The 20513-nt window shown below is 63.7% G+C and carries 23 protein-coding genes and 1 pseudogene; 19 read left to right on the forward strand and 5 right to left on the reverse strand.

Annotated elements, in window-relative coordinates:
• Window positions 1-76 precede the first annotated feature (76 nt).
• From D580_RS0100290 to D580_RS0100295, 5 genes are all read left to right on the forward strand, one after another.
• Window positions 77-1078 (forward strand): hypothetical protein, encoded by a 1002-nt coding sequence (locus tag D580_RS0100290; protein WP_018952442.1) that lies wholly within the window; start codon window positions 77-79, stop codon window positions 1076-1078.
• A 92-nt stretch (window positions 1079-1170) separates the two neighbouring features.
• Entirely contained in the window at window positions 1171-1335 is a 165-nt protein-coding gene (locus tag D580_RS15920) for a DUF4160 domain-containing protein (protein ID WP_231363466.1), read from the forward strand.
• A gap of 43 nt (window positions 1336-1378) precedes the next feature.
• Window positions 1379-1624 carry a DUF2442 domain-containing protein gene (locus D580_RS15925; RefSeq protein ID WP_081617197.1) on the forward strand — a complete coding sequence of 82 codons (246 nt, stop codon included), beginning with the start codon at window positions 1379-1381 and terminating at the stop codon, window positions 1622-1624.
• Between the two features lie 111 nt (window positions 1625-1735).
• Window positions 1736-1924 (forward strand): hypothetical protein, encoded by a 189-nt coding sequence (locus D580_RS15930; protein WP_006748097.1) that lies wholly within the window; start codon window positions 1736-1738, stop codon window positions 1922-1924.
• Window positions 1921-2214, forward strand: a complete 294-nt coding sequence (locus D580_RS0100295) for a type II toxin-antitoxin system RelE/ParE family toxin (protein WP_018952443.1) — start codon at window positions 1921-1923, stop codon at window positions 2212-2214. The genes D580_RS15930 and D580_RS0100295 overlap by 4 nt, the downstream gene beginning before the upstream one ends.
• A 197-nt stretch (window positions 2215-2411) precedes the next feature.
• On the opposite strand, the gene D580_RS0100300 is transcribed toward D580_RS0100295, so the two are convergent.
• A complete protein-coding gene (locus D580_RS0100300; protein ID WP_018952444.1) occupies window positions 2412-3158 on the reverse strand; it encodes an RES family NAD+ phosphorylase in 747 nt (248 codons plus the stop codon).
• Window positions 3159-3521, reverse strand: a complete 363-nt coding sequence (locus D580_RS0100305; protein WP_018952445.1) for an MbcA/ParS/Xre antitoxin family protein — start codon at window positions 3519-3521, stop codon at window positions 3159-3161.
• A 52-nt stretch (window positions 3522-3573) separates the two neighbouring features.
• Between D580_RS0100305 and D580_RS0100310 the strand changes: the two genes are divergently transcribed.
• Complete coding sequence (locus tag D580_RS0100310) at window positions 3574-4254, forward strand: metallophosphoesterase family protein (RefSeq protein WP_018952446.1); 681 nt, start codon at window positions 3574-3576, stop codon at window positions 4252-4254.
• Window positions 4255-4439: 185 nt separating this feature from the next.
• Here the strand turns inward: D580_RS0100310 and D580_RS0100315 are convergent, their stop codons facing one another.
• A complete protein-coding gene (locus tag D580_RS0100315; protein WP_018952447.1) occupies window positions 4440-5549 on the reverse strand; it encodes an aminotransferase class V-fold PLP-dependent enzyme in 1110 nt (369 codons plus the stop codon).
• Between the two features lie 731 nt (window positions 5550-6280).
• Between D580_RS0100315 and D580_RS0100320 the strand changes: the two genes are divergently transcribed.
• From D580_RS0100320 to brnA, 6 genes and pseudogenes are all read left to right on the forward strand, one after another.
• On the forward strand, window positions 6281-7648 hold the full coding sequence (locus tag D580_RS0100320) for a KamA family radical SAM protein (RefSeq protein WP_018952448.1): 1368 nt from the start codon (window positions 6281-6283) through the stop codon (window positions 7646-7648).
• 159 nt (window positions 7649-7807) lie between these two features.
• Window positions 7808-9160: an adenosylmethionine--8-amino-7-oxononanoate transaminase gene (locus tag D580_RS0100325; RefSeq protein ID WP_018952449.1), complete on the forward strand. Its 1353-nt coding sequence runs from the start codon at window positions 7808-7810 to the stop codon at window positions 9158-9160.
• 183 nt (window positions 9161-9343) lie between these two features.
• Window positions 9344-9586: a type II toxin-antitoxin system Phd/YefM family antitoxin gene (locus D580_RS0100330; RefSeq protein ID WP_018952450.1), complete on the forward strand. Its 243-nt coding sequence runs from the start codon at window positions 9344-9346 to the stop codon at window positions 9584-9586.
• Complete coding sequence (locus D580_RS0100335) at window positions 9583-9846, forward strand: Txe/YoeB family addiction module toxin (RefSeq protein ID WP_018952451.1); 264 nt, start codon at window positions 9583-9585, stop codon at window positions 9844-9846. The genes D580_RS0100330 and D580_RS0100335 overlap by 4 nt, the downstream gene beginning before the upstream one ends.
• Window positions 9847-9877: 31 nt before the next feature.
• Window positions 9878-10024: pseudogene (locus tag D580_RS15940) on the forward strand (BrnT family toxin); the annotation flags it as partial.
• Window positions 10005-10241 (forward strand): type II toxin-antitoxin system BrnA family antitoxin, encoded by a 237-nt coding sequence (gene brnA, locus D580_RS0100340; protein ID WP_012638288.1) that lies wholly within the window; start codon window positions 10005-10007, stop codon window positions 10239-10241. The pseudogene D580_RS15940 and the gene brnA, both read left to right, overlap by 20 nt.
• A gap of 73 nt (window positions 10242-10314) precedes the next feature.
• On the opposite strand, the gene merR is transcribed toward brnA, so the two are convergent.
• Window positions 10315-10734 (reverse strand): Hg(II)-responsive transcriptional regulator, encoded by a 420-nt coding sequence (gene merR, locus D580_RS0100345; protein WP_018952452.1) that lies wholly within the window; start codon window positions 10732-10734, stop codon window positions 10315-10317.
• A gap of 185 nt (window positions 10735-10919) precedes the next feature.
• On the opposite strand from merR, the gene merA reads away from it, so the two are divergent.
• The 3 genes from merA (at window position 10920) to D580_RS0100365 (ending at window position 14334) form a co-directional block, all read left to right on the forward strand.
• Complete coding sequence (gene merA, locus D580_RS0100355; RefSeq protein WP_026289558.1) at window positions 10920-12557, forward strand: mercury(II) reductase; 1638 nt, start codon at window positions 10920-10922, stop codon at window positions 12555-12557.
• Between the two features lie 193 nt (window positions 12558-12750).
• The gene (locus D580_RS0100360; RefSeq protein WP_018952455.1) at window positions 12751-13008 is read left to right on the forward strand and encodes a metal-sensing transcriptional repressor; all 258 of its coding nucleotides are present in this window, start codon (window positions 12751-12753) and stop codon (window positions 13006-13008) included.
• A gap of 9 nt (window positions 13009-13017) precedes the next feature.
• Window positions 13018-14334: an MFS transporter gene (locus tag D580_RS0100365; protein WP_018952456.1), complete on the forward strand. Its 1317-nt coding sequence runs from the start codon at window positions 13018-13020 to the stop codon at window positions 14332-14334.
• Between the two features lie 86 nt (window positions 14335-14420).
• Here the strand turns inward: D580_RS0100365 and D580_RS0100370 are convergent, their stop codons facing one another.
• The gene (locus D580_RS0100370; protein ID WP_018952457.1) at window positions 14421-15881 is read right to left on the reverse strand and encodes a metal-dependent hydrolase family protein; all 1461 of its coding nucleotides are present in this window, start codon (window positions 15879-15881) and stop codon (window positions 14421-14423) included.
• 301 nt (window positions 15882-16182) lie between these two features.
• Between D580_RS0100370 and D580_RS0100375 the strand changes: the two genes are divergently transcribed.
• From D580_RS0100375 to D580_RS0100390, 4 genes are all read left to right on the forward strand, one after another.
• On the forward strand, window positions 16183-16866 hold the full coding sequence (locus D580_RS0100375; RefSeq protein ID WP_269208086.1) for a DUF3653 domain-containing protein: 684 nt from the start codon (window positions 16183-16185) through the stop codon (window positions 16864-16866).
• Window positions 16863-17156, forward strand: a complete 294-nt coding sequence (locus tag D580_RS0100380; protein ID WP_018952459.1) for a hypothetical protein — start codon at window positions 16863-16865, stop codon at window positions 17154-17156. Before D580_RS0100375 ends, D580_RS0100380 begins: the two co-directional genes overlap by 4 nt.
• On the forward strand, window positions 17153-17398 hold the full coding sequence (locus D580_RS0100385) for a hypothetical protein (protein WP_018952460.1): 246 nt from the start codon (window positions 17153-17155) through the stop codon (window positions 17396-17398). The genes D580_RS0100380 and D580_RS0100385 overlap by 4 nt, the downstream gene beginning before the upstream one ends.
• A gap of 731 nt (window positions 17399-18129) precedes the next feature.
• On the forward strand, window positions 18130-20421 hold the full coding sequence (locus D580_RS0100390) for an NADP-dependent malic enzyme (RefSeq protein WP_018952461.1): 2292 nt from the start codon (window positions 18130-18132) through the stop codon (window positions 20419-20421).
• Window positions 20422-20513: the final 92 nt, after the last annotated feature.

A 20513-nucleotide genomic window follows, 5' to 3' on the forward strand; every position in this document is an offset into this window, starting at 1 on the left:
TGTGTGGGACGCTGCACTGCGTTGCGGCTTGCGCCCCACAGCTTGTCGTTAGCCACTACACGAGGGAGGATAGGAATTGGCCGTCTGGATAGTCTCAGCAGGTTCGTCCGGGCGCGACTACGCCGACGCGTTCTACAAGTTCGGCATGGCGTTCGTGGGTGGGGGCAATCAGTGCTCTGCTATGGGCCGCGTGCAAGAGGGCGATATCATTCTATTGAAGCGCGGCGTCTCTGAGTTCTTGTCCGCGGGCATCGTCGTCAACCGGAACGGCGTCGTTTCTGGCAATGGAGATAAGGACTGGCTCCGAGATTTCGATGGCTGGGACTTGCCAGCGTATTGCCACGTTGAATGGCATGTCTCGCCTCAGCCGGTACCAGCCCAAGGATTGCGGCAGGGAACTATCTACAAAAGTTCGCAACCGCAGCATCTGGCGGCGGCTCAGGCGCTGCTAGCCGGTCCCGCCGCGCCTCCTGCCTCAGAACCCGGGGCAACGGAAGCAATCGACGACGAGAAGCTCCTGTCGTACCTAATCCAAATTGGGCTTCCCGTTTCCAGCGCAGATGAGCTAACTGAGGCGCTCCGACGCATCCGCTTGCTTGCTCACTACTACTACACCAACTGGGACTGGGCTGAGATTCGAGAGCACGAGACGCGGACTTTCCTAGTCACGCCACTGCTTCTTGCGCTGGGCTGGTCAGAACAACAGCTCAAGATCGAACTCCCCGCGCCCGGCGGCCGGGTAGACGTCGCTTGCTTTGCTGGTCCGTACTCCGGCAAGGCTGAGGACGTCGTCGCCCTGCTCGAGACCAAGGGGTTTTCGCAGGGCCTTTTCTACGCGGCCGATCAGGCGAGAGGGTACGCTACTCATTTCCCGCGATGTAAGGCGGTAATCATCACAAACGGATTCTGCTACAAGACGTTCGTCAGAGGAGACGACGGAGCCTTTCCCGCGTCACCCTCGGCGTACTTGAACTTGTTGAGACCTCGTAGCCGCTATCCATTGGATCCTGAACATGTCGGGGGAGCACTCGATGCGCTCGATTGCTTACTTCCTGCAAAGCTGTTGCGTGGTGGCTAACAATGGCTTCCGGCGGACGGCGCTTCGCGCCGCCGCTGAAGCCGAGCGTTATACGATCAAGGATGATGAGGTGACTACGTAATATGCCAACGATGCTCAATATTGGGCCCTATCGGTTCTTTTTCTATAGTAATGAAAGAGGGGAACCGCCCCATATTCATGTGCAGAGAGAACGGTTTCTTGCTAAGTTTTGGTTAAGTCCTGTTGCGTTGGCTGGCTCGAAACGGTTTGCTTCGCACGAGCTGCGAGCAATATAGAAGCATGTTGATGAAAACAGGGAAATATTCCTGGAGGCGTGGAATGAGCACATTGGCAGTTGAAACACATCCCCTGGCTCAGAATGTCGAGTTTACAGATGATGATCTAGTTGTGTCATTGGTGGATGGGCGAAAGGTTACAGTCCCATTGGTTTGGTTTCCGCGTTTGGCTGGAGCCAAGAAAGCGCAATTAGAGAACTACGAGCTTCTGGGTGATGGCGAAGGTATCCATTGGCCGGAAATGGATGAAGATCTGAGCGTAGCCGGATTGCTACGCGGAGATCATTAGTATTCATCGCATAACAAACCCATCGAGCCGACGCTAAAAATCAGCGCGGCTCATGGTGCCGTCCGGCGAGAACCATTGCGGGGAATATTCGCATGAAGGAGGACAATAAAGATGTCCACAAAGATCAGTAAAGACGAAGCCCACAGGCTGGTGGATCAATTGCCTGCCGATGCGACGTGGGATGACCTGATGCGTGAAATATACGTACGCGAGGCAATTGAAAAGGGGCTAAGCGACAGTATTGCAGGAAGAACAAAGGCTGTAGAAGAGGTCAGGAAAAAGTACGGATTACCTGAATGAGAGTGCATTGGACCGAAACGGCCGAGGCCCATTTGGACGCGATATATGGGTATATTGCACAGGATTCGGAAACCTATGCTCTTCGGACGGTTGATCAGATCACAAGAAAATCCCAGCAGATCGGCGCGTTCCCCTTGTCGGGGCGTCGGGTATCAGAATACGGCATGGATCAGATAAGGGAAGTGTTCTCAGGTCCATTCAGGATTATCTACTACATTAAGGCTGATCAGATCGACGTTCTTGCTGTAATTCACGGTGCGATGAATGTATTGCGGGATGAGCAAGAATAGGGAAGGCCGAACAATCTGCTCCAGACGTCGCTTGACAGCTTTCTCCATTCGCTATCGCTCCGGTCGGTCGCCGTCATGCGCGTCTGAGCACAAGCGTTAGGCGGCACATGGTGGCCCTGTGAGACCACTTGATCGAACGTACCCAGCTGGCAATTAGCCGTTTTCTCTGTGTCCTCTGCAGCTCAATCATCCGCCCTTCACGCCGCTGGCATCGGCAAGACCCCCTCCACCAGAAACCTTTCCACCGGCAGCACGTGCACCTGGGTCTCCGTCTCACCCAGGAAGCGCACGTGCGCGCCGTCCGTTTCGCACAGCCAGTGTTCCTGTGACCTGGGCCGGGCATCGGCCAGGGCCCTGGGGGTGAACAGGGCGACATTGATGCCCTCATCCCGCGCCGAGCGGTACTCGAAGGCCTGCACCCCCGCCTCGCGCAGGGCCGTGCCCAGTTGCTGGGTGGCGCGGTAGTCGGCGGGGTGGGTGAGTGCCACCCGGAAGGCGTCGAAGGGCGGGTCCTGGAGTCTCAGTCCCCGGCGGCTGCGGTAGGCGGCCTCGAACACCGTGTGCCGGGTCACCAGGGCGCTGGCGGGCGGGATTGTCATGCCGTACCAGAAATAGAAGCGGTAGAAGGCGGCTTCCGCGAGCAGGGTGGGCAGGCTCAGCGAGCCGTAGAACAGGCTCGGCTCGAAGCGGCGGCCGAACCGGGAGCCGTGGCGCAGGGGCGGGTAGCGGAACGGGGTGACGAGCAGGTAGTGGCGCGGCCCTTCGGCGGGCAGGGGCGGCTTGGTGGCCTCCAGCAGGGCCTCGAGAGTGGCCTGCTCCTCCAGGGAGTCCACCAGCCGGTTGGTGGCCACCTGTTCCTGGCTTTCCACCAGGCGCAGCAGGGTGCCCTTGAGCGGGCCCGGCGCGGCGGTCTCCCGACAGGCGGACCAGATATCAGGATACACTCAGACTTTGCCTCGCATGGCGTCGAGGTATTCTGTCACTCTGACCAGACCCTGGGCCGTGAGCACCTGCTCGGCCGGGACGCCGCCGGTGTGGTGGTTGGCCGTGTGCATCCAGTGGCGCAGCTGTTCGGGGTCGCCGCCCACCAGCACGAACAGGGCCCGGTAGCAGCGCACCAGCAGCAGCGCCAGTTCCCCGGCCTTGCTGTCGGGATCGATCTGGCCCCGGGTGAGGGTGCTGCGGTCCTTCCCGATCACCTGGCCCAGGGCGGCGCGGTTGAGTCCCAGTTCCTTGCCGGCATTGAGAAACGCCTTGGTGAGCACTTGGGCGGGATCTGTGCGGGTCGCGGTGGCAAGCTGGCTCATGGCAGCCTCCAAACATGATGCATATGCACATTATTAGACTATAAAAATGCGAATGCAACGAATCATCTTTTACGGAGATCCCCACGGGGACTTCTCTGGCCTGATCCGGGCCGCCGAGGCCCGGCGACCGGAGGCGGTGGTGATCCTGGGGGATTTGGGCCTGGCGGAGGCCTCCCTGGACCGGGTGCTGGCGCCGCTGGTGGAGGCGGGCATCCAGGTGGCCTGGGTGCACGGCAACCATGAATCCGACTCGGTCCGGGAACATGACCACGCCTTCCTGTGCCGGCTGGGGAATCTCAATCTCCATGGCCGGGTGATGGAGGTGGGCGGCCTGCGCATGGCGGGCCTGGGCGGGGTGTTCCGGGGCAAGGTCTGGTATCCGGGCACCGAGCCGGTGTTCCGCACCCGCAGTGCCCACCTGGCCAGCTTCCCGAAACGGGACCACTGGCGGGCGGGTTTGCCGCTTCGCCACCGCACCACCATCTACCCCGAGGACCTGGACCTTCTCGCCAGCCTGGAGGCTGACGTGCTGGTGTGTCACGAGGCGCCCGGCTGCCATCCCCACGGATTCGGCGTGATCGACGAACTGGCCCGCGCCATGGGTGCGGGGCTGATCGTGCACGGCCACCAGCATGTGGACTACGAGGACAGCATCGGCGGGGTGCGGGTGCGTGGTGTGGCCGAGGCCACCGCGGTGATCATGGATGAGGCGATGCGTTTCGAGGCCTGTTGAATGGCAAGTGCTTTGGAATGGACAGGATGTACAGGATGAAAACATGATTTACAGGATTTAATTGAATGCGTTTTATCCTGTTCATCCTGTCCAAAGATTTTGATCGTGACCTTCTCTCCTGACTCCAAAAAATCCTGTTCATCCTGTCCCTTCGAGTTATCCGGCCTCGCCGAGGAACTCGGCTTCTACAGGAGCTCCAGGGCCGCGTCGATATCCGCTTGCGGGGTGTAGAAATGCGGGCTGAAACGCACCCCGCCGCCCCGGTGGGCACACAGCACCCCGGCGGCCATGAGGCGCTGATGCAGGGCCGCCATGTCCTGACCCGGGTGACGGAAGGTGAGGATGCCGGCGCGATGCGCCGGGGTCTTCGGAGTGATGATCTCGAAGCCTTTTGATTCAATAGAATCAATAAGATAAGAAATCTTTCCAGAAATACTCTCAGCTATATTCTCAAGCCCGGTCGCAAGCAGCAGGTCCAGGCTCGCCGCCAGGGCGTGGATGGCCAGCATGTTGGGGCTGCCGCATTCGAACCGGCGTGCCGATTCGGCCGGCGCCCAGTCCTCCCGGTCGTAATCCCCGAGGGCCTCCACCATGTGCCAGCCGTACTGGTTGAGCTTCAGCCAGTCGCGGATCTCCGCGCGCACGTAGAACACCGCCAGGCCTTCCGGGCCCAGCATCCACTTGTGACCGTCGGCGGCCACGAAGTCCGCGTGGCAGGCCTGGGCATCGAAGGGCAGGGCGCCCAGTTGCTGGATGGCGTCCACGCAGAACAGCACGTCCCGCTTGCGGCAGGCCTCGCCCAGACGTTCCAGGTCCAGGCGCAGGCCGCTGGCGTACTGCACGGCACTCACCGACAGCAGCCGGGTATTGGCATCCATGGCCTCGATCAGGGCGGCCTCCGGGTCCGCCGCGCCGGCGAGATCCACCCGCCGGGCCTCGATCCCGAAACGGGGCTCCAGAGACTCCCAGACCATGCGGTTGGACGGAAACTCCTCCCGGGGGAACACCACGTTGTCGCCCCGCACCCAGTCCAGGCCGTAGGCCACCACCGACAGGGCCTCGGAGGTGTTCTTGAGCAAGGCGATGTCGTCAGGGGAGGAGGCGTTGATCAGCCGTGCCAGCAGTCCCCGCAGGCGGGTTTCCTCCCGGGTCCAGGCGGGGTAGTCCCGGGAGCCGTGGGTCATGTTGGCCTCGGCAAAGCGGTGCACCGCCTCCGCCGTGCGCCGGGGCCAGGGGCCCACGGCGGCGTGGTTCAGGTGGATCAGGCCGGGTTCGAGGGGGAATTCGGGGTGCATAAGGGCCAGGTCGGGTGAGGTGTGAGGGGGGCAGGTGATAGGAGTGTAAACCCTGGGAGCCTGCCGGACTTAGCGTGAAAGTCACGGTGCCTCCCTAGCCCGCATATCTCACCACCCTTCTACTGCGGCCGCCGATCTACTCGCTGTGACGGGGCGTGCTCACTTCAGCCGGCTTGACGTAGTGTCGGCTACGCCGGCGCCGTCTTCCGTTCCGCGCGCCCCGTCACAGCGGCATCTCGACGCCCTCGCTACGAACGCTGGTGAGATATGCGGGCCAAGCCCGATAGAGCGAAGCGGTATCGGGCAGGTAGTGCCGGACACCGCTGCGCTTTGTCCGGCCTACGATTCACTTAACGGGAATGTCGGCCAGCCGGTTTGCATTATGCAACGCCCCTTTGTTACTTTGGGCGGCTAACCGGGTCGACGGCACAGGATCTCAGTAGCGATCTGCGTTATCTCGTCGGCCTTCCCATGTCCGGTCTTGCACGCCTGCGGGGGCCGGACAGCACACTGGGTCCGAAGGGGGCTTAACCCGAATGTTTCATGAATTGCGCACGCCCTCGCTTGTCTCTTGTCCGCACAGGAGATTTTCCTCAGTCGGCCGTATAGCCCGATACGGCGCTCCCTCGGAAAATCCCCTGTGCGGCCAATATCCTGCGCGATCATCGCACGAATTCATGAAACATTCGGGTTAAGTTCCCCGGGCCCCGGCAGCATCGGAGGCGCACTGCATGAGTTCCGTTCTCAAGTTCTACAGCGATACCGACCTGGGTGCGATCGAGGCCCGCCCCTTCAAGGTCTTCAACGAGCGCAGCCTGGAGAAGATCCCCCAGCTGGCGAAGCTCACCGAGGCCCAGCGCTTCGAGATGAAGGTGGTGGCCAGCGTGCTGCCGTTCCGGGTCAACGAGTACGTCATCAACGAGCTGATCGACTGGAGCGACATCCCCGCCGATCCCATCTTCCAGCTCACCTTCCCCCAGAAGGGCATGCTGGCCCCCGAGAGCTACGAGCGCATGGCCGAGCTGCACCGCCGCGGCGCCGACAAGGCGCAGATCTCGGCCCTGGCCAAGGAACTGCGCGACGGCCTCAACCCCCATCCCGCCGGGCAGCTGGAGATGAACCTGCCCCGGGTCAACGGGGAGGTGGTGGAAGGACTGCAGCACAAGTACCGGGAGACGGTGCTGTTCTTCCCCAGCCAGGGCCAGACCTGCCATTCCTACTGCACCTTCTGCTTCCGCTGGGCCCAGTTCGTGGGCGACAAGGACCTGCGCATCGCCTCCAACCAGAAGGACCAGGTGCTCGGCTACCTGCGCGAACACCCCCAGGTCACGGACCTGCTGGTCACCGGCGGCGATCCCATGGTCATGAAGACCAAGAACCTGGCCCAGTACCTGGAGCCGCTCATGGAGGATGACAGCCTGGCCCACGTGCAGACCGTGCGCATCGGCACCAAGGCGCTCACCTTCTGGCCCTACCGCTTCGTCACCGACAACGACGCTGACGAGCTGCTGGGCCTGCTCACCCGCCTGGTGAAGTCCGGCCGCCACGTGGCCATCATGGCCCACTACAACCACTGGCGGGAGCTGGAGACGCCCATCGCCCGTGAGGCCATCCGCCGCCTGCGCGAGACCGGCGTGGAGATCCGCAGCCAGGGTCCGCTGCTGGCCCACATCAACGACGACCCCGCCGTGTGGGCACGCCTGTGGAAGACCCAGGTGCAACTGGGGATCATCCCCTACTACATGTTCGTGGAGCGCGACACCGGCGCCCGGCACTACTTCGAGGTGCCGCTGGCGAAAGCAGCGAACATCTACCGGGAGGCCATGAAGCAGGTCTCCGGCCTGGGCCGCACCGCCCGTGGCCCGTCCATGAGCGCCGGCCCCGGCAAGGTGGAGATCCAGGGCGTGGCCGAGATCCAGGGCGAGAAGGTGTTCGTGCTGCGCTTCATCCAGGCCCGCAACCCCGACTGGGTGCAGCGCCCGTTCTTCGCCAAATATGATGAACAGGCCACCTGGCTGAACCACCTCAAGCCCGCCTTCGGGGAAGAGAAGTTCTTCTTCGAAGACGAGTACGAGGCCATGCAGGCGGGTAGCGGCTGAAAAAAGATTGCCGCAGAGACGCGGAGGCGCAGAGAAACGAGAGGGAGTAAATGAGAAATCCCCCATTCGTTCCTTACCTCTGCGCCTCCGCGTCTCTGCGGCAAATCCGTTCTTTGATAGGCCACACCCGACGCCCAGGCCCCTGATAGAATCCGGGCCATGACGCGCAACGACGAACTTACCCGCCGCGACCTGTCCGTGGTCTGGCATCCCTGCACCCAGATGAAGGATCACGAGCGCCTGCCCATGATCCCGATCCGCCGGGGGGAGGGGGTCTGGCTGGAGGACTTCGACGGCAAGCGCTACATCGATGCCGTCAGCTCCTGGTGGGTCAACCTGTTCGGCCACGCCAACCCCCATATCAACCAGGTTATCCGCGACCAGCTGGATGAGCTGGAGCACGTGATCCTCGCCGGCTTCACCCACGAGCCGGTGATCCGCCTCTCCGAGAAGCTGGTCAACATCACCCCGCCGGGACTCACCCGCTGCTTCTACGCCGACAACGGCTCCTCCGCCGTGGAGGTGGCGCTCAAGATGAGCTTCCACTACTGGCTCAACCGGGGGCAGCGGGACAAGACCCGCTTCATGTGCCTGTCCAACAGCTACCACGGTGAGACCCTGGGTGCCCTGGCGGTGGGAGATGTTGCTTTATATAAAGAGACTTACAAGCCTCTTTTAATGCAACCTATCACCGTCGAGGCCCCCGACTGCTACCACCGGGAGCCGGGCGAGACCTGTGAACAGGTGGCCGAACGGCAGTTCCGGCACATGGAGCAGGCCCTGGCCGAGCACGCCCACGAGACCTGCGCGGTGATCGTCGAGCCCCTGGTGCAATGCGCCGGTTCCATGCGCATGTACCACCCCCGCTACCTCACCCTGCTTCGGGAGGCCTGCGACCGTCATGGGGTGCACCTGATCGCCGACGAGATCGCCGTGGGCTTCGGCCGCACCGGCACGATGTTCGCCTGCGAACAGGCGGGCATCAGCCCCGACTTCATGTGCCTCTCCAAGGGCCTGACCGGCGGCTACCTGCCGCTCTCCGCCGTGCTCACCACCGAGGACGTCTACCAGGCCTTCTACGACGAGTACGAAAAGCTCAGCGCCTTCCTGCATTCCCATTCCTACACCGGCAATGCCCTGGCCTGCGCCGCCGCCCTGGGCACCCTGGACCTGTTCGAGCGCGAGGACGTGATCGGCAACAACCGGCGCCTTGCCGCCGTCATGGCCGAGGCCCTGGCGCCGCTCAAGGACCACCCCCACGTGGCCGACGTGCGCCAGACCGGCATGATCGCCGCCGTGGAGATGGTCAGGGACAAGGGCCGTCGGGAGCCCTATCCCTGGCAGGAGCGGCGAGGCCTGAAGATCTACCAGCATGCCCTCAAGCGCGGTGCCCTGCTGCGGCCCCTAGGGAACGTCAGTTACCTGATGCCGCCCTACGTGATCACCGAAGAGCAGATCCGGTTTCTGGCCCAGGTGATGGGGGAGGGGATTGATCTGGCGACTGCTGAATAGGGGAATGGACAGGATTCACAGGATTAAGAGCGGATGATCAGGATTGCCCCTTTGTTGGGAAAAGGCGCTCGGGCCACGGTGACGCATATTGGGCGTATCTGGCGCGGGCTACATGGCGTTCGTATTGACGTACGTACTTAAAAGCGTACCATGATGGTCAGTTGAGCACTCTGGAGGTGTGTCATGGCCGGCATTACGGCTACCGAGGCGCGTAGCAATCTTTATCGGCTGATTGATGAAACTGCCGAGTCCCACCAGCCCATCGTCATCATGGGCAAGCGGAACAGGGCCGTGTTGGTTTCCGAAGAGGACTGGGCAGCGATCCAGGAGACCTTGTACCTGTTGTCCGTGCCCGGCATGCGGGAGTCCATTCGCGAGGGCATGGAGTGCCCTGTCGATGAATGCGCAGAGGACCTGGACTGGTGACCTGGAGGCTGGTCTACACCAGACAGGCACAGAAGGACGCTAAAAAGCTCGCTTCAAGTGGCCTCAAACCGAAGGCCCAGGAATTGCTGGCGCTGATTTCAGAAGACCCCTATCGTAAACCGCCCCCGTTCGAAAAGCTGGTCGGCGATCTTGTGGGGGCGTACTCACGCAGGATCAATATCCAACATCGTCTGGTCTACCAGGTGCTCGAAGATGAGCGGGTGGTGAAAGTTCTCCGGCTCTGGAGTCACTACGAATAGTCTATTTGGCGTCGACCCCTTTTCGTTTGTTGATGAGCCACGCTTCCTGGTCATTGGTCGGATCAAGGGGAAGCACTGGTCGGCAGTCATCACGCACAGGCGCAGCCGTATCCGAATCATCTCTGTTCGTCGGGCCCGGGCCGAAGAGGTAGCCCTTTATGAAAGCGAAGACATTTGATAGCAAATTTGACAACGGCGAGGACGTCACAGACCACCTGGACGTTGCAAAGGCCCGCCGCCCACTCCAGAAGCAGCGAAGAGTCAATGTGGACTTCCCGGACTGGATGATCGAATCCCTGGACCGGGAGGCCAGTCGCCTTGGCGTCACGCGTCAATCGATCATCAAGGTCTGGTTGGCCGAACGCCTTGAGCAGACTGCCGCCAAGCGGACGTGACTCATGAAAGCGGCGTAGCAGCACAGACCGCTTTTCATTTCATCCCAAAGTATCCAATCGCTCTCTTGTCCCTTCAGGGCGTCTCGACCGATTGCCTCTGAAGCGCATCGATCAGCGGACAGTTCACGTTGCCCTTCTTGCTACGACATCGGGTCACCAGGCGCGAGAGGGCCTGCTCGATGCGCGTGAGATCCTCCAGTCTTTCCCGGATGTCGGTCAGTTTGCCTTCGGCGAGCGCTCGGGCCTCGCTGCACTGGGCACCATCTTCGAGACGCAACAGTTCGGCCACCTCGTCCAGGGAGAAACCCAGGCGCTGGGCGCTCTTGATGAATCTCACCCGCGCCACGTCCTTGGCGCCGTAACGGCGAATGCCGCCCAGCGGTCGCGTGGGCTCCGGGAGCAGGCCCCTGCGCTGGTAGAAACGGATGGTCTCCACGTTCACACCGGCTGCCTTGGCAAAGGCGCCAATGGTCAGATCTTCCTGTTGCCCCATGGCCTTGACTCCGTACTTGGCTACGGAAGTAAGTTTACGGCGTCATGGGTCAAGGGCACAGGAGTCTGTCCATGTTTCGCAAGTCACATCTCGACGACCAGTTGACCGACGAACTGGAACTGGCCGCGGCCACCGATGCCGTGGGTTTCCCGTCGCGAGTGAAAGACTAGGGCGCGACCATGGCCATGCATGAGATCAAACTGACGGGCATGACCTGCCCGTCCTGCGCATCCCATGTGCAGGCAGCCCTGGCCCAGGTGCCGGGTGTCAGTAACGCGGATGTGAACTATCCGAAGGCGCTTGCCCGGGTGGAGGTCCAGGCGGATGTGTCTGGGACAGCGCTGCTGAGTGCCGTGACCGCCTTGGGCTATGGGGCGGAGCTTGCCGATGCGGCCGTGAGGAGGGTGCAATCCGGCGCCGCCGAAGACGGTCTGCACGTGGCCATCCTCGGCAGTGGCGGTGCGGCCATGGCGGCGGCCCTCAGGGCGGTGGAGCGGGGCGCCCGGGTGACCCTGATCGAGCGCAGCACCCTGGGTGGGACGTGTGTGAACGTGGGCTGCGTGCCCTCCAAGATCTTCATCCGTGCCGCCCAGGTGGCGCGGATGCGCCAGTCCAGCCCCTTCGACGAGGGGATCGCGCCCTGCCATCCTGCCATCGACCGGGGTGCACTGTTCGCCCAGCAACAGGGACGGGTGGAGGAACTGCGTCAGGCGAAGTACGCGTCCATCCTGGCGGGCACCCCCGGAATCACCCTCATACGGGGCAGCGCCCGTTTCGAGTCCCAGCATAGACTCAGGATCATGAATTCAGACGGGCAGGACCAGACCATCGATTTCGATCGTTGTCTGATCGCCACCGGCGCCGGTGCGGCCGTCCCCCCCATCCCCGGTCTTGCGCAAACCCCGTACTGGACCTCCACGGAGGCATTGGAAAGCGAACAGATCCCCGAGCGTCTGGCGGTAATCGGGTCTTCGGTGGTGGCCATGGAACTGGCCCAGGCCTTCGCCCGTCTGGGCAGCCGGGTCACGGTGCTGGCCCGTCGCACCCTGTTCTACCGGGAAGATCCGGCCATCGGCGAACACATGACGGCGGTCCTGAGGGAAGAGGGCATCGAGATACTGGAAAACACCCAGGCACATCGTGTGACCCACGAGAACGGGGAGTTCCTGTTGCAGACCGGCAACGGTGAAGTGCGGGCCGACCGGTTGCTGGTGGCTGCGGGGCGGCGCCCCAATACCGGGGAGCTGGGTCTGGATCGTGCTGGCGTGGAGACCTCTGCGGGCGGTGCCATCCTGGTGGACGATCAACTGCGCACCAGCGCCGCGCACATCTACGCGGCGGGGGATTGCACCGATCAACCCCAATACGTGTATGTGGTGGCGGCTGCCGGTACCCGCGCCGCCATCAATATGACCGGTGGTACCGCACGCCTGGACCTGCGCGTCGTACCCGCCGTGGTGTTTACCGATCCGCAGGTGGCCACCGTGGGCCTGAGCGAGGCTGAGGCACGAGCCCAAGGCCTCAAGCCGGAGAGCCGTACCCTGGGACTTGAGAACGTCCCCCGGGCACTGGCCAATTTCGATGCCAGAGGTTTCATCAAGCTGGTGGCGGAGGCGGACAGCGGACGCCTGCTGGGTGCGCAGGTGGTCGCCCCCGAGGCGGGCGAGATCATCCAGAGCGCCGCCATCGCCCTGCGGGCAGGGATGACGGTCACGGAACTTGCCGATCAGCTGTTCCCGTATCTGACCATGGTCGAGGGCATCAAGCTGGCCGCCCAAACCTTCAGTCAGGATGTCGCGAAACTCTCCTGCTGCGCGGGATAAGGAACGGTCGGCGACAAAGGAATCCTCGCCGGCAGCAGGCTGCCTGCGAGCGGGGACGCGGGTGATCCCGCGGGTGCGTACCTTACAGAGCGACCGAGGCTGGAGTACCGGATTCCACAACGGTCATCTCCCCGTCAGGGCCTCCCTATCAATCGTACTGCGTCCCTTTTCGTATCCCCCCGGGGGGGATATGATGCGCGCCATGGCCAAACATCGACACACCACCCATCCCGCCATCGTCAAACGCCTGCGCCGCGCCGAGGGACACCTGCGCCATGTCATCGCAATGATCGAGTCCGAGGAGCCCTGCCTCGACATCGCCCGACAGTTGCAGGCCGTGGAATCGGCGTTGACCGCGGCCAAGCGCACCCTGATCCACGACCATATCGACCATTGCCTGTCCGAAGGTGATGCACTCGACGAACTGAAGGCGCTGGCCAAACTCCTGTGAGGACTTCCTATGCTGCGCATCGTGGCCAATCGCACCTTCCGTCACCTGTTCGCCGCGCAAGTCATCGCGCTGTTGGGCACCGGGCTTCTGACCATCGCGCTGGCCCTGCTGGCCTGGGATCTGGCTGGCCCCGATGCGGGGCAGGTGCTGGGTACGGCACTGGCCATCAAGATGGTGGCTTACGTGGGACTTGCCCCCGTGGCAGCCGCCTTCGCCCAACGCGCGCCCCGGAAGGCCATGCTGGTCACGCTTGACCTGATCCGTGCCGGGGTAGCGCTCATGCTGCCCTTCGTCACCGAGGTCTGGCAGATCTATGTTCTGATCTTCCTGTTGCAGGCGGCTTCCGCGGGCTTCACGCCCACCTTCCAGGCCACCATCCCCGACGTGCTGCCCGACGAACGGGACTACACACGCGCACTGTCCCTGTCGCGGCTGGCCTACGATCTGGAGAACCTGGTGTCACCCATGCTGGCGGCTGCATTGCTGATGTTCGTGACCTATTCGGTGCTGTTCACCGGTACGGTGTTCGGCTTTCTGGCCTCGGCGGTGTTGGTCCTGTCGGTCGTCCTGCCCAGCCCGCATCCCGGCAGGCCGCGCGGCATCTGGGATCGAACCACTCGCGGCCTTCGCCTCTATGTGGCCTCGCCACGTTTGCGCGGGCTGCTGGCGCTTAACCTGTCCGTCGCCGCAGCGGGATCGATGGTGATCGTCAACACGGTCGTGATCGTGCAGGCAGGTTTCGGGTTGGCGTCTTCCCACGTGGCGTTGGCCATGGCGGCCTTCGGGGGCGGTTCGATGATCGCCGCGCTCACTCTACCGCGGCTGCTGGACCGCGTTGCCGACCGCCCCGTGATGCTGGCCGGGGCCGCGCTGCTGGTCGTCGGCCTGGGTGCCGGGTCGTTTCTTGCGGAGGCAGGCTTCGCAACGCTTCTAGCCCTCTGTGCGGTACTGGGCGTTGGATATGCCGTGGTGCAGACACCCAGCGGGCGGCTGCTGCGCCGTTCGTCGATGCCCGAGGATCGCGCGGCGGTCTTTGCCGCGCAGTTCGCCCTCTCCCATCTGTGCTGGTTGATCACCTATCCGCTGGCCGGTGTGTTGGGCACGCAGATCGGCATGGCTGCAACGTTTGGCACACTTGCTCTACTTGCCGGCGTTTCCGTCACACTGGCGGTTACACTATGGCCGAGCGTTGAAGAAGTACCGGTCGCGCACGGGCATCCCGAATTGCCAGCCGACCACCCGCATCTGCGCGAGCATGGGCGATACCTTGGACATCGACATCCACCCATGCCGGGTGAAGCCCATTCGGGACGGGCAAGCGCTTGAGACCCAATGTCCCGCAAGCACCATGACGCAACTGCCGCTTGGCGGGGCCACTGACACGAAGTGGCACTGCCAGGCCAACGCATTGCTCACGACAGGGTGTTCTTGAAGAGACTCCCGCCCTTCATGATCAACCGCAGCTTGCCCGCCGGATCCTCAAGCCAGCCAAGATCGGTTACCGGATCGCCATCCACCACCAACAGATCGGCCAGCGCCCCTTCGGTGATGACGCCGAGGCGGCCGTCGTAGGGGGCACGATCACCGGACAGCGCCAGCAGTCGGCCGGCCGCGCCGGTGGCCATGTGCAGGGCCTCGAGCGGTTTCATGAAGCGCGCGAGCTTGGCGAGCTGGCGACCCTGGCTGGCGCCGCCCGCGGCGCTGAACAGGATGTCGGTGCCGAAGGCCATGGGCACGCCGTGTTTGCGGCCCAGTTCAAAGGCCCGCACGGTGCCCTCCGACACCTGGAGCTGCTTGGCCCGGGAGACGGGATCGCTTTTGGGGTTGGCGTCCTCGTCGTCCAGAAAGGGCTGGATGCTCCACCACACGCCTTCATCCGCCATCATGCGCACGGTGTCCTCGTCCGCCAGCTGACCGTGCTCGATGGATTTGACCCCGGCGCGGATGGCGCGCTGGATGCCCGTGGGGGTGTAGACGTGGGCACACACGTAGGTGCCCCAGTCCTCGGCGGCGCGCACGGCGGCACGCATTTCCTCTTCCAGGAACTGGGCCGTATCCAGGGGATCGTACAGGCTGGAGACGCCCCCGCCGGCCATGATCTTGATCTGGCTGGCGCCCTTCATGAGCTGTTCCCGGGTGCGGCGCAGGACTTCATCAACACCGTCTGCAATGGCCGCCACGCCGCTAGTCTCGATATGGCTCGCCGGCGTGCCGGGCATGCGCGGCAGCTCGTGCAGGTGCCGGAAATCGCCGTGTCCGGAGGTCTGGGAGATCATCGCGCCGGAGGGAAAGATGCGCGGGCCGCTGACCATGCCCCGGTCGATGGCCATCTTCAGGCCGAAGGCCGGTCCGCCCACGTCGCGTACGGTGGTGAAGCCGCGCATCAGGGTCGCGCCCGCCTCGCGGCCCGCCATCAGGTGCAGGAAGCCCACGTCGGCGGTCATGGCCACCATCTGGCTCACGCCCGCCAGGGTGGCGTGCCAGTGTGCGTCGATCAGGCCGGGGATCACCGCCCGTCCGCCACAGTCGATCACCTGGGTGTCGACGGGGCGCTGTCCGCGGCGGGGCAGGGCGGCGATGCGGCCGCCTTCGATCAGGATGTCAACGTCGTCCCGCAGGGAGAGCGTCTCGCCGTCGAACAGGCGCAGATGGGTGAGCAGCAGTGGCTGGCCCGGCGCCTGGGCCCGGACCTCACGGGGCGCGAGACCGAAGCCCGCGAACATGCCCAGTACGGCGGCGGCACCGCCCAGAAACTGACGACGTGTCAGATCGGCCTCGATGCGCCTGAAGGCGTTCTGAGTATGGGGCGCGCCACAGTGGCAGGGATTGATGCCGCTCGCGGCGGCATGTGGCGAACAACACGAGATACCCATGGCTGAATGCTCTGTCTCGTCGATGGCTTCCGGATGTGCACGGAAGTATTGCATGGGAGCCGACTGTGCGCACCGAATGACCCCTGAGGCGGATGGGTGCTTGAGTTTTGCCTGGTGTCTTAGGTAGTGCAGACAGAGCTCACAAGGCTTGTCGCTGTCTTGCCGGTTTTCCTCTGTATGGAGTGCCGCGATCTTCTTCGTGGCAGCTGGACATAGGCTACCCTGACCCCCTGAGTCTAGTTCGCATAATGTATATGATCTTCCGCTTCCAAGTGCCTGTGATATAAAGCAAAAGTGCTGGCTGGAAGGCGGCCTCAGCCGTGCCGCCGCTGCCCGGCTGTGCGGGGTGTCCGAGCGCAGCTGGCGGGCCTACGAGGCCGGAGAGCGGCCGATCCCGCTATCCGTCTGGGCGCTGCTGTGCCTGCACGTGGACGGCGTGCCCCTTGGCCGGGAGTGGGCCGGGTGGCGCATTCAGGGGGATGCGCTGGTCTCGCCGGACGGGATCGAGTTCAGCGCCAAGCAGGTTCAGGAGCTGCCGTGGGTGCGCCAGGTGCTGCGCGGTCAGCAGAACTCCCAGCCCTACGAGCGTGCCGCACGGATCGCGCTTGATCCCGAAAACCCCCGCCCGGTGGAACTGATCGCGCAGCTCGAGCTGGTGGGGATGCTCACGGCGATGATCTACACCAGCCTGCTGACCGATGAATCCCCGGCGGCCAGGCAGCTGGCCGATGGGGTGCAGGCCCTGATGGTGGGGATCGCCCATAGCCAACGCGAAACAGCCAGCTTCGCTGGGGTTTGGCGTGGCGCGGGCAGCCGGGTAGGGCGCCCGCAGTCTGGTGGCCGCGCCAATGCCCTGCCTCAAGCCCCTGGCACCTCAAAGAGCGCCGTCCATGGGTCAGCGTCCGTCCGTAGACAGGGCCGCCGTCCTGGCGGCCCGAGCGCGCGTCCTGCGCGCTCTCAAAAGGCACAGGGGGTGAAGCCATGAACCTCGATGACCTGATGCACAAGGAACGCGTCGCGTTCCTGCGTGAGCACCTGTACTTCCTGGGCAGCTGGGCCGATGAGTTGCCGGACGGCTGGATGGGCCTTGGCTACGCCTTCCAGAAGCTGATCGTGGAGATCGGCATGGCCGACACGCCCAGCCAGGCCGAAGAGACGCTGATGGCCATCGATGCCCAGCAGGTAGAACACCGCCTGGCGATGCGCCAGGCAGAGATCGAGGCCCGTCGGGCCCGGTTCCGTGTGATCCACAACGATGAGGAGAAACGCTCATGACATCCGAACCCACGCTTGACCAAGCAGAGCTGCGCCGCCTGTGGGATGCACTTCACGACCCGTGCCACAAATTCTGGGGCCTCGTGGAGGTCCTCGAGTCGGTTCAAAAATCCTGTGACCACAAGGACTGGAGGGAGCACGTCAACGACGTCATGCAAGCAATGGAACTGCTCGATAGTGACAGCTTCCCTGATGCTTGGTACGACGAAACAGACCGAGAGGAGTCCACTCATGAGACTTGAGAGCCGCATTCCCGCTTGGGGTGTGAAACCGGCCAGCATGGCCGCTTACAGCGGCCACCTTGGCCGGTTTCCGGTCCCTGGACGGAGATTCACCCAACCCGCAGGGCGCATTGTGCCGTCCCGGACTGGCCAAAATGGCCAGATCCGGCGATGCTTTGCCGTGATGAGTGGCCATTCTGACAATCCGGCAGACGTCGTGAGACCCCAAAACAGGGGGGTGACTCCCACCCATGGGAGTAAGTGGCGGTGTTACAAGGACCGCCACCCCAAATCCAGCCCGCTGGCGGGCGCAGGCGCTGTCGCTGCCTGTGCGCCCGCCAGCCCCCGAGCGGTCCGCAAGGGACCCGAAGCACGGAGGGCCGCCCGGTGAAGTCCGCCCTGTCTAGTTCGCATAATGTATATTATGTTAAATAAAAGATAAGTGCGGATGGCTTCCATGTGGCAGCAGTCCCTTCCCTGAGTCCCTTCGGCTGGTTTACTGGCAGGCTGCACGACTAATATTCTGCATAAAGTATGCTGCGTATCTTTATGTTTATAGATAACTAATTTCATTTATTCATCCGCTCTTCGCGTTCTTCTCTGAGATGACTCACTTGTCACGACTCAATCGCAAGCTTCGCACTCGCCATTTGTGTGCAAATCCCCGCCATCACACATAATCAGGGTACGCGGTGCGCGGCATGCAGGTGCCGTCCACTTCATTCACGCCAGATACCCGACAAGGCGGCCCCATGGACAAGACCACCCTCGACCAGGCGGCGCTCGACTACCACGCGCTGCCGACCCCGGGAAAACTCGCCGTTGTACCCACCAAGGGGCTGACCAACCAGCGGGACCTGGCCCTCGCCTACTCGCCGGGTGTGGCGGCCGCCTCCCGAGCCATTGCAGGGGATCCCGCCGAGGCGGCGCGGCTGACGGCCCGAAGCAACCTGGTGGGCGTGGTCACCAACGGCACGGCGGTGCTGGGACTTGGACAGATCGGCCCCCTGGCCGCCAAGCCGGTGATGGAGGGCAAGGCGGTCCTGTTCAAGAAGTTCGCCAACATCGACGTGTTCGACCTGGAACTGAACGAGCGCGACCCTGACAAGCTGGTGGAGATGATCGCGGCCTTGGAGCCCACCTTCGGTGGGATCAACCTGGAGGACATCAAGGCCCCGGAGTGCTTCCAGATCGAGAGCCGGCTGCGGGAGCGCATGAATATCCCGGTATTCCACGACGACCAGCACGGCACGGCCATCGTGGTGGCGGCGGCGGTGCTCAATGCCATGACCCTGGCCAGCAAGGATCTGAAGCGGGTCAAGCTGGTCACCTCCGGTGCCGGTGCGGCCGCCCTGGCCTGCCTGGACCTGCTGGTGACCCTGGGGCTGCCCGAGGAGAACATCTGGGTCACCGACATCGAGGGGTTGGTCTACGAGGGGCGGACCGCGGAGATGGACCCCTACAAGGCCCGCTTTGCCAAGCGCACCGAGGCCCGCGGGCTGGGGGAGGTGATCCAGGACGCCGACGTGTTCCTCGGGCTCTCGGCCGGCGGGGTGCTCAAGCCCGAGATGGTGGCGCGCATGGCCCCCTTCCCGCTCATCATGGCCCTGGCCAATCCCGATCCGGAGATCCTGCCGGAAGAGGTGGTCAAGGTGCGCCAGGACGCCCTGATCGCCACCGGGCGCTCGGACTATCCGAACCAGGTGAACAACGTGCTGTGTTTTCCGTTCATCTTCCGCGGCGCCCTGGACGTGGGGGCGCGCACCATCAGCGACGAGATGAAGGTGGCCGCCGTGCACGCGCTGGCGGAACTGGCCCGCGCCCAGCCTTCCGACGTGGTGGCCCAGGCCTATGGAGAGACCAACCTGCGTTTCGGTCCCACCTACCTGATCCCCAAGCCCTTCGATCCACGCCTGATCGTGAAGATCGCGCCCATGGTGGCCAGGGCGGCCATGGACTCGGGCGTGGCCACCACGCCCATCGAGGACCTGGAGGCCTACCGGGATCACCTGAGCAACTTCGTCTACCAGTCCGGCTTCGTCATGAAGCCGGTGTTCGCGGCGGCCAAGCTCGCGCCCCGGCGCGTGGTGTTCGCCGAGGGCGAGGACGAGCGGGTGCTGCACGCGGTGCAGACGGTGCTGGAGGAAGGGCTTGCGCACCCCATCCTCATCGGACGGCCCGAGGTGGTGCAGATGCGTATCGAGCGCATCGGTCTGCAACTGGAGCCAGGCAAGGACTTCGAGCTGGTCAACCCGGATTCCGACCCGCGCTACCGGCCGCTCTGGACCGACTACCACGCGCTGCTGGGACGCAGGGGCGTCACGCCGGACATCGCCAAGAAACTCATGCGCAGCGACACCACCCTGATCGGCTGCATGCTGCTGCGCCACGGCTATGCGGATGCCCTGATCTGCGGCGTCACCGGGCGGCTTTCCCATCACCTGCGGCATGTCTCCGATGTCATCGGCCGTGCCCCGGGGCGGCATCACTTCGCCGCCATGAGCGTGCTGCTCCTGCCGGGTCGCACCCTGTTCATCAGCGACACCTACGTCAACGAGAACCCCGACGCCGCCACCATTGCCGAGATCACGCTCATGGCGGCCGACGCGGTGCGCCGTTTCGGTGTCACCCCCAAGGTGGCCCTGCTCTCCTACTCCAGCTTCGGCAGCGAGCACTACCCCGGAGCGCGCAAGCTGGCGGAGGCCCGCGCCATGATCGAACGCCTGGACCCGGACCTGGAGGTGGACGGCGAGATGCAGGCCGATGCCGCCCTGCGCGAGGAGGTGCGCGAGCGCCTCTACCAGGGATGCCGTCTCACGGGCGAGGCGAATCTGCTCATCATGCCCAACGTGGATGCCGCCAACATCGCCTTCAACCTGCTCAAGGCCGCCAGTGGCGAGGGTGTCAGTGTCGGCCCGATCCTGCTCGGCGCCGCCCGCCCGGTGCACATCCTCACGGAGACGGCCTCGGTGCGTCGCCTGGTCAACATGACCGCCCTGGCGGTGGTCGAGGCCCAGCAGGAGCACCCGGGCGCCCTGCCCTGATCCCCGTCGCCCACGCCCTCGTCGCGTGGGGCAGTGTTTCCTGCCCCACGCCTGGGTGTGCTCTGGCACAATCAGTGAACATCCGCGCAGCC

The organism is Thioalkalivibrio sulfidiphilus, assembly GCF_000377945.1.
Classification (GTDB): Bacteria; Pseudomonadota; Gammaproteobacteria; order Ectothiorhodospirales; family Ectothiorhodospiraceae; genus Thioalkalivibrio_A; species Thioalkalivibrio_A sulfidiphilus_A.